General features: G+C 45.8%; 7 protein-coding genes. All 7 read right to left on the bottom strand.

The genetic code is table 11. The features are described 5' to 3' along the window. Positions 1-706: 706 nt before the first annotated feature. The 7 genes from DWX28_RS15460 to atpA all read right to left on the bottom strand — a co-directional run bounded on the left by DWX28_RS15460 (position 707) and on the right by atpA (position 8983). The gene (locus DWX28_RS15460) at positions 707-1987 is read right to left on the bottom strand and encodes a nitrogenase component 1 (RefSeq protein WP_022213583.1); all 1281 of its coding nucleotides are present in this window, start codon (positions 1985-1987) and stop codon (positions 707-709) included. After that, complete coding sequence (locus DWX28_RS15455) at positions 1984-2745, bottom strand: nucleotide-binding protein (RefSeq protein WP_022213584.1); 762 nt, start codon at positions 2743-2745, stop codon at positions 1984-1986. The genes DWX28_RS15460 and DWX28_RS15455 overlap by 4 nt, the downstream gene beginning before the upstream one ends. Positions 2746-3046: 301 nt before the next feature. Continuing rightward, positions 3047-4606, bottom strand: a complete 1560-nt coding sequence (gene cls / locus DWX28_RS15450; protein ID WP_118253669.1) for a cardiolipin synthase — start codon at positions 4604-4606, stop codon at positions 3047-3049. Positions 4607-4730: 124 nt separating this feature from the next. Beyond that, a complete protein-coding gene (gene atpC, locus DWX28_RS15445; RefSeq protein ID WP_022213586.1) occupies positions 4731-5132 on the bottom strand; it encodes an ATP synthase F1 subunit epsilon in 402 nt (133 codons plus the stop codon). Between the two features lie 12 nt (positions 5133-5144). After that, a complete protein-coding gene (gene atpD / locus DWX28_RS15440) occupies positions 5145-6539 on the bottom strand; it encodes a F0F1 ATP synthase subunit beta (protein ID WP_118253666.1) in 1395 nt (464 codons plus the stop codon). Between the two features lie 32 nt (positions 6540-6571). Then, positions 6572-7429, bottom strand: coding sequence for an ATP synthase F1 subunit gamma (gene atpG / locus DWX28_RS15435; RefSeq protein WP_022213588.1), 858 nt, complete (start codon positions 7427-7429; stop codon positions 6572-6574). Between the two features lie 24 nt (positions 7430-7453). Then, positions 7454-8983, bottom strand: coding sequence for a F0F1 ATP synthase subunit alpha (atpA, locus tag DWX28_RS15430; RefSeq protein WP_022213589.1), 1530 nt, complete (start codon positions 8981-8983; stop codon positions 7454-7456). Positions 8984-9163: the final 180 nt, after the last annotated feature.

The raw sequence follows: 9163 nt of genomic DNA, 5'->3' as shown, positions 1-9163 counted from the left end.
CGGATCTGCAGTGACCTACCCGGTCCTATAAGTTACTGTTCACTCCGTTCACAGTAACTTGGTCAAAATCCATTCCAAATCACCTTCGGTGATGGGATTTTGCCCTGTATTTCTCGGGATTTTGCCATATTCATGGCAAAACGCCTCGCGGGATACTACCTGTGAACAAGTAACCCCTATACATATGTTTCCTCGCCATCAGAGTCTGTTCTTTAGTATTTATAAAATTTGAACGTGTCTGTGTAGTTGCATTCAGGTAGATCAAGTCATCCTGTCTGCTGTTAGAATTTATTATATCTCATACACAAGTTGTCAGTCAACGCTAACACGTCCGTTTTGCCATATATTTTCCGCACTGGTTACCTTGATTCTATAATTTGGAAATCACATCTTTGTTATGATATGTAATCGCACTGTCGGGGGCTTGATTTTTCTGTTTTTCCATAAACACTCCTTGCTGTGAAACTTTTTTCTCAAAGAATGTTTACTACATTTTGTTCTATGATTATATTATATACGTTCCGCTTTCAGACTTCAACATTCTTCTTGAAAATCTCTTAATTTTAGGGAATTTCAGGCTGATTTGCCTTTTGAGTTTCAGATCAGTTTCACATGTGAATGTGTTTATTATATAAGATTTCATAGCTTCAAGAAAAATCGTTCGACAAAATAAGAGCATCCACCTCTTTGTAGATGCTCTTATTACTCATATGCATTCCTTCAACGCCTCAAACAACCGTCTCACTCCCGCAAAGCCATACGGCTGCTCGTCCTGGTTCCACATCAGGCCCGGGCAGTTTTGGTGGTAGTAGAGGGCGTCTTTGCCTATGGTGATGTTTACACCGCTCTGCGCCGGATCGTAGTAGATCATGGTTGGTTCCATGTTGGAAAATACTTTTGTTTCCGGGCTTAAGAGGGCAAGCTGTTTCATATATACGAAGTTCTCTACTGTGATCGTTCCATAGATTTCCGGTACTTTGAATCCGTATTTCAGAAGGGCAAGTGCCAGTTCAAACGGATCTCCGTTCATGCATTCCCCAACGGCAAACGATGCATCCGGACAGACTTTTCGAAAGTCTTCGATTGCCTGTTCTGCTGCTTCTCGATACTTGTCCAGTTCGAAAGAAACTCCCAGCACAGACGCAAACGCCTGATACTGATTCTGTATTTTATCTGTCTGATATAAACGTCGTAACTCAATAAACGGAATCTTCAGTCTGTCATTAAAATCTTCTGCCGCAAAACGTGATTCCTGATGCAGTACCAGATTGAAATTCGCCTCCGACATGGTCTTATATTCTTCGAAGTCTCTGCATCTGGATATCTCGTGGATCGTCTTGATCCCTGCACTGTGAAGCAGATCATACAGCTCACAGTCATCCACAAGCGGCGAGAAAAATCCCAGAAGATTGACGACATTTCCTTTCTTTTTTGTCGGCTCAAGAAGAGAATATAAAGACTGTCGCACATGTACCATCGGTGGTTTCCGTCCCTCTCTGGTCAATGCATACATATAACATGGACGCACCGGAAGTCCGGTCTTCTCCTCCGCTTTACGGCAGACACGCTCCATATCTGTGCCAAGAAGTGCATCTACACAGGTAATGCAGATCATCACAACAGATGGTTTCTTATCCAGGCTGTTACAGATTTCTTCTACTGCTTTTGGTATTTTCTTGAGATGACGTCCTGTCACGATATCTGTCTCATCCATCATCAGATAAAAAAATCGATTGTCATATTCGCGCATGGAGCTGATCAGGGATGTATTTCGTCCGCAGCATCCCGGTGCCACAATCAGCATGATCGAATCCGGAACAGCAAGTCCGGCTCTCTTCACACCGAATCCTTCTGCTCCCGGAGAGTTAAAGGCAAGTGTCGCCGGAGAGCTGTAGATCAGATGCATATTTGATCTGAACTGGTCCGGAATATTGTCCCTCCCACGCTCATTTAATTCTTCTACTGTACAATAATAGGCTCTGCTCATTCTTCTTCCTCTGCTTTCAAAAGCATTTCTGCCAGGTCAAAAAAACGTCTGCTGATCTCAGATCCTGCATCTCCCTCGATCACGGTCTTGCCCTGGTCTTCCCATCGGATGATTTCATCGCTTCTTGGTATTTCACCTACGATCGGAATATTGCTTTTCTGTGCAAACGCCTGCACTTTTTCGGTTTCGTTTTCAACGTTTCGATGATTCAGGACAATGCCAAAAACTCTCGCATAACTTCTGTCTTCGAAGTTCCGTACAGCACTGGAAATGTTGTTTGCTGCATACAGTGCCATCTTCTCTCCAGAGGTTACGATCAGAACTTTTTCCGCATATCCCTCACGGATCGGTGCTGCAAAACCACCACAGACTACATCGCCAAGCACATCATAAAGCACAACATCCGGCTGATAGGTTTCAAATAACCTCAGGTCTTCCAGTAGCTGAAAAGTTGCTATGATTCCTCTTCCCGCACAGCCAAGTCCCGGTGTCGGACCGCCTGTTTCAATACAGAGAACTCCTCCAAATCCTTCTTTTGAAATGTCCTCAAGTTTCTCTGGTTCCTCGTCCTCTTCACGCATGTAATTCATCACCGGGCGAAGTGGTTCACCACCAAGCAGATTGATCGTAGAATCTGCTTTCGGATCACAGCCGATCTGGATGACTTTCTTCCCCATGGATGCAAAAGCCGCTGCCAGATTGGATGTCACGGTTGATTTTCCGATACCGCCCTTTCCATAAATTGCTACTTTCAGCATTCGTAAATCCCCTCCCTGTTTCATAACAGACCCTGTATTCTCTGTAAAAAATCTCCATAAATGCAAAAAGACTCCTCCACCGTCAGGGTAGAGAAGTCCTGTAAATATTACTGTTTATTTCATTCACAGCAATCTGTAGATTTCACATTAACAACTATTCCCGCTCGGATGAAATTCCTTGCCGTCAGAGTCTGTTCTGTTTTTATTTATTTCTTCATATTCTACGTTTTATATGTTTTTATTTTACTTTATACATACCCGGTGAGTCAATGCTAACAAGTATATCTCTCACGCCTTTTTCCTATAATAATCCCGCAAACAGTCTCATAAGCAGCTGGCTCAGGCGAAGATATGCACTGCGGCCAGTACGGTATTTTTCGGTGACTTCACGGCATTCTTTCATTTTCTCCTGCAGGTCATTTCGGATGTCCAGAACCACATCACAGTCTGTCATAAAACATCCGTTTTCGAAATGATGATACAGGCTTCGGTAATCCAGATTGATGGTTCCGCAGGTTGCCATACAGTCATCTGCAACACTCATTTTTGCATGACAGAACCCCGGTGTCCATTCGTAGATCCGCACGCCGTCTTTGACCAGTTCGTGATAAAAAGACCGGGTGACACTGTAGATCAGTTTTTTGTCCGGAATGCCCGGCGTGATGATCCTTACATCTACGCCTCGTTTTGCGGCAAGAGTCATTGCATGTGCCATCTCATCGGTAATGATCAGATATGGTGTCATAAACCAGCAGTATTTTTCTGCCTTGTTCACCATGCTGATGTAAACTTCTTCTCCCACCTTTTCGCCATCCAATGGGCTGTCCGCATATGGCTGAACAAATCCAGTCTGCTGTGCTTTATACGGATATTCCAGCAAAAACTGGGCAAAATCCGTGTCATTCTCATCCTTGTCGTTAACTGCATTCCACATCTCAAGGAAAGTCACTGTCAGAGAACGCACCGCATCGCCCTCCAGACGGATACCGGTATCTTTCCACTGTCCATACGGATGTGTCAGGTTAAAATATTCATTTGCAAGATTATATCCTCCGGTAAATCCGACCTTGCCGTCAATGACTGTGATTTTACGGTGGTCACGGTTGTTCAGAAACACATTTAAGCCCGGCATAAACGGATTGAATACACGGCATCGGATTCCGACCACCTCCAGCTTCCTGATAAAATCCGTATTGATAAAACCAATAGAACCCATATCATCATAGAACACCCGGACTTCCACACCTGCTTTTACACGTTCTTCCAGCACATTCTGGATTCGATGCCAGGCTTCGGCATCCTCAATCGCATGATACTCCATAAAAATAAAATGCTCTGCCTTCGCCAATTCCTCGAGCTGTGCTTCCAGCCCTTTTGCAGCTTCATCATAATAGACCACATCTGTATTCTGATACACAGGATAGAATGCATTTTTCTGAATATAAGAAGAAATATTTCCTGCCTTCGGAATCATCTGCTGTAAATTTTCCTGAATCTCATGGTTCGTTGGAAGCAGCGGCAAAAGCTGTTCATCGATATTCTTATAACGTTTCCGCATTTTACTCGTACCGCCATTCAGACCAACCATCAGGTACAGGGTGAGTCCCATGATCGGAAATACCATGATGAGAAAAATCCATGGCATTTTGATCGTCGAAGTGACTGGAGATGCATACATATTCAAAATAACGATCAGCCCCAATACTCTCGTACACAGGTTGATCGCCTCTGCATAACGATTGAGCCCTGTAAACAGCAGCAAAATAAATATCACTTCCAGCAGAATACACACAACCGAAAAAACAAGTCTTGTAACACCATTTTTCGTCTTTGCTCTGCCTTCAAGCGTCGTGTCTTTCATAAACTCCACTCCCTTTTCCCTGGCATTTTTTTGTTATGATTGTAATACACATCATAGCACTTTATGGCAGAATCGTAAACATAAAAAATACAGGGAGAGCCACAGCTCTCCCTGCAAATTCACTCTATTCTTTTACACTCAGACGTACCAGTGCCCTCTGCAGTTTTGCAGATGCCATCTTGTATTCCTGGTCGGTGAGGCCGCCTTTGGCGATCATTTCTTCGGCGCGTTTCTTCGCTGCCTGTGCACGCTCTGCGTCGATGTCTTCTTTCCACTCCCAGGTGGTTGCGAGAAGACGGCAGGTTCCGTTCATGACAGAAAGCATTCCGCCGATGCAGGCTGCAGTCCGTCTGTTTCCATCTGCCATGACTACGCTGGCTTCACCCATTCCAAGAGCGGTACAGAAGTTACAGTGTCTTGCAAGAATCGCGATATCGCCGCTGATACTTCTGCAGACCACACGCTCCACATCGCCCTCAAAAAGCAGTCCGTCCGGTGTTCCGATCCGTAAAGGGAAGGTACTCATAAGCCACCTCCTTTACTGTTTCTTAGCTTTTTCAAATACTTCATCGATGGTTCCTGCAAACAGGAAGTAGCTCTCCGGGATGTCATCGCATTCGCCGTCAAGGATCATCCTGAAGCCTCTTAAGGTTTCTTTCAGCGGAACATATTTACCAGGCATACCTGTGAACTGTTCTGCTACAGAGAAACTCTGTGACAGATATCTCTGAACTTTACGTGCACGGTTTACCGTACGCTTGTCTTCCTCAGAAAGTTCATCCATACCCATGATGGCGATGATATCCTGAAGTTCTTTGTAACGCTGAAGCACACGCTGTACAGATCTCGCGATCTCATAATGCTCTTTGCCAACGATCTCAGGTGAAAGGATACGGCTTGTGGAATCCAGCGGATCTACTGCCGGGTAAATACCCTGGCTGGAGATCTCACGGGAAAGTACAGTCGTAGCATCCAGATGTGAGAAAGTTGTTGCCGGAGCAGGGTCTGTAAGGTCATCGGCTGGCACATAAACGGCCTGTACAGATGTGATGGAACCCTTACGTGTAGAAGTGATCCTCTCCTGTAAGTTACCCATTTCAGTTGCCAGTGTCGGCTGATATCCTACTGCGGACGGCATACGTCCAAGAAGCGCGGATACCTCAGAACCAGCCTGTGTGAAACGGAAGATATTGTCAATGAAAAGAAGCACGTCCTGGTTTTTCTCATCACGGAAATACTCCGCCATGGTAAGTCCGGAAAGTCCGACACGCATACGTGCTCCCGGCGGCTCATTCATCTGGCCATAAACCAGGGCAGTCTTGTCGATAACTCCACTTTCTTTCATTTCATTGTAAAGGTCATTTCCCTCACGGGTACGTTCCCCAACGCCTGTGAATACAGACAGACCGCCGTGAGCGGTAGCTACGTTGTGGATCAGCTCCATGATAAGGACTGTTTTTCCTACACCAGCACCACCGAACAGACCGATCTTACCACCCTTTGCATACGGGCAGATCAGGTCTACGACCTTGATACCAGTCTCCAGGATCTCTGTAGCCGGCATCTGCTCCTCATAAGAAGGAGCAGGACGATGGATGGACCAGCGTTCCTGTGCTTCCGGAGCCGGCTGGTTATCTACCGGATCTCCAAGAAGATTAAATACTCGTCCCAGGCAGGCATCTCCTACCGGAACTGTGATCGGGCCGCCGGTATCTACTGCCTTTGTGCCCCGGACAAGACCGTCGGTAGAGTTCATGGCGATACATCTCACGACATCGTCACCAATCTGCTGCGCTACCTCGGCTGTCAGCTTTGCGCCGTTTGATTCTATTTCTATGGCATTGAGAAGAGCCGGGAGTTCATCGTGCGCAAAGCGGATATCCAGAACCGGACCGATGACCTGTACTACTTCGCCAATGTGTTTTTCACTCATGTTTTAAGTCTCCTATGCTAAATTAAGCCCCTTTAAAGCCCTTCCGCACCTGCAACAATCTCCGTGATCTCCTGCGTGATGCTGGCCTGTCGTGCTCTGTTGTAATACAGATTCAGCTTATCGATCATCTCTTCTGCATTACTTGTCGCAGCGTCCATAGCCATTCTTCTGGCTGCAAGTTCACTGGCTGTACTCTCACATACACCGCCATAAACCAGCCCCGCCAGATATTCCGGAACAATGGCATCAAACACAACCTCTGCATTCGGCTCATAGAGGATCAGATTTCTTGTATCCACTCTGCCGCCGCTTTCCTCTCTGATATCTGTCATAGGAAGTATGGAAAATACCTCCGGACGCTGAGAAAGCATAGATGCAAAAACGGTATAACATAATTCAATATGACCAAATGTTCCTTTGCGGAATTCTTCACAAAGCAGATTCGCGATCTCAAAACAGTCTGCGACAGAAATACCTGCAATCTCTGCAAACTTATCTGTCAGGCATTCAATGCCTCTCTGTCTGAAATACTCAACTGCTTTTTTTCCAATCGGCAGCACCATATAGTCCCTGCCTTCGGCTGCAGACTCAAGACATTTAAAAAGATTTGCATTATATCCGCCAGCCAGTCCTCTGTCACCGGCGATCACCACATAACAGGTGCGGGGATTGGAGGACTCTCTGGAATATACAGAAGAAAAATCAATGTTTTCTTTTGCAATGTCTTTCAGTGTCTCATGCAGCTCTGTGAAGTAAGGACGGCAGGTTTCTGCACGTTCCTTTGCCTTACGCAGTTTGGAGGATGCAACAAGCTCCATGGCCTTGGTAATCTGCATCGTACTTTGTACGCTTTTGATACGCAGCTTTACCGCTTTCATATTTCCAGCCATATGATTTATACCCTCCTACTCACATTATTTGTCAGGTTTTGTATTCAGGAAATTCTCTGTATACGCTTCCAGTACATGACGCAGTTTTTCTTCTGTTTCTGGCTCAAGTTTGCCTGTAGAGCTGATAAGCTGCATCACTTCCAGACCAGCTGCATCTGCATCGAGATACGTGTACAGTCCTGCTTCATATTCGCTTACGTCTTCAACGTTAACTTTTTCAAGGATGCCCTTGGTTACCGCATACAGGATTGCTACCTGCTTTTCTACCGGCACCGGAGCATTCTGGCTCTGTTTCAGAACTTCTACAATACGTGCACCCTGTTCCAGACGTGCCTTGGTATCAGCATCCAGATCTGAGCCGAACTGGGCAAAACTCTGAAGTTCACGATACTGAGAATAGATCAGTTTCAGAGTTCCGGCAACCTTCTTCATAGCCTTGATCTGTGCATCTCCACCAACTCGTGATACGGAAATACCAGGGTTTACCGCCGGCATGATACCGGAATGGAAAAGTTCTGTTTCCAGGAATATCTGTCCGTCTGTAATAGAAATTACGTTTGTCGGGATATAGGCAGATACGTCACCTGCCTGTGTTTCGATGATCGGCAGTGCTGTCAGAGAACCGCCGCCATGCTCGTCGTCAAGCTTCGCTGCACGCTCAAGCAGTCTGGAATGCAGATAAAAAACATCTCCAGGATATGCCTCACGTCCAGGCGGACGACGGATCAGAAGGGAAAGTGCACGGTACGCAACCGCATGTTTACTCAGATCATCATAAATAATCAGTACATCTTTTCCCTGGTTCATAAAGTATTCACCCATTGCACAGCCTGAATACGGTGCAATGTACTGCAGCGGGCTGGATTCAGAAGCTGTCGCAGCCACTACGATGGTATAATCCATAGCACCGTTTCTGGTAAGATTCTCCACCAGAGATGCTACTGTAGATCGTTTCTGTCCGATCGCAACATAGATACAGAGTACATCCTTGCCTTTCTGGTTGATGATCGTATCTGTTGCGATAGTTGTCTTTCCTGTCTGACGGTCACCGATGATCAGCTCACGCTGTCCCCGTCCGATCGGGATCATAGAGTCGATCGCCTTGATACCTGTCTGAAGCGGCTGATATACAGACCGTCTCTCACAGATTCCAGGTGCCTTGCTCTCTACCGGGCGAAATTCTTTTGTATCGATCGGTCCTGCACCATCAATTGGCTGACCAAGTGCATTCACTACTCGTCCGATCATAGCCTCACCGACCGGTACAGACACAACTTTGCCTGTACGCTTTACGGTCTGGCCTTCACCGATATTCTCATCGGAGCCAAATATTACAATAGAAACACTGTTTTCTTCCAGGTTCTGTGCCATACCGAAACTTCCATCTTCAAATTCCAGTAATTCGCCTGCCATACAGTTCACAAGTCCGCTGGCACGTGCGATTCCGTCACCAACCATAAGGATTGTACCTGTCTCATTCTGCTGTATCGCATTTTCATAATATTTTATCTGGCTTCGGATGACTTTGGATATTTCCTCAGGTTTTAATTGCATGTGTCCATTCCATCCTTTAACATTTTATAGCTTTTGCTTATTTTTTCACTAAACCACTACTTCATTCAGCTTCTGTAACTGTTCAGTCCCTTCACAGTTACAAGTCAAAATGCATCCCATATCACCTTCGGTGATGGCATTTTGCCTTATGCATGTCTCGGGCTTTTGGCATATTCATGC

The sequence above is a fragment of the Blautia sp. AF19-10LB genome (assembly GCF_003461245.1).
GTDB lineage: Bacteria > Bacillota > Clostridia > Lachnospirales > Lachnospiraceae > Blautia_A > Blautia_A intestinihominis.
This window is presented reverse-complemented; position numbering and strand designations above follow the sequence as displayed.

Excerpts from the sequence above, each read along its gene's own strand:
- atpA (WP_022213589.1), bottom strand. The coding sequence starts at position 8,983 with ATGCAATTAAAACCTGAGGAAATATCCAAAGTCATCCGAAGCCAGATA.
- atpG (WP_022213588.1), bottom strand. The coding sequence starts at position 7,429 with ATGGCTGGAAATATGAAAGCGGTAAAGCTGCGTATCAAAAGCGTACAA.
- cls (WP_118253669.1), bottom strand. The coding sequence starts at position 4,606 with ATGAAAGACACGACGCTTGAAGGCAGAGCAAAGACGAAAAATGGTGTT.
- atpD (WP_118253666.1), bottom strand. The coding sequence starts at position 6,539 with ATGAGTGAAAAACACATTGGCGAAGTAGTACAGGTCATCGGTCCGGTT.
- atpC (WP_022213586.1), bottom strand. The coding sequence starts at position 5,132 with ATGAGTACCTTCCCTTTACGGATCGGAACACCGGACGGACTGCTTTTT.
- DWX28_RS15455 (WP_022213584.1), bottom strand. The coding sequence starts at position 2,745 with ATGCTGAAAGTAGCAATTTATGGAAAGGGCGGTATCGGAAAATCAACC.
- DWX28_RS15460 (WP_022213583.1), bottom strand. The coding sequence starts at position 1,987 with ATGAGCAGAGCCTATTATTGTACAGTAGAAGAATTAAATGAGCGTGGG.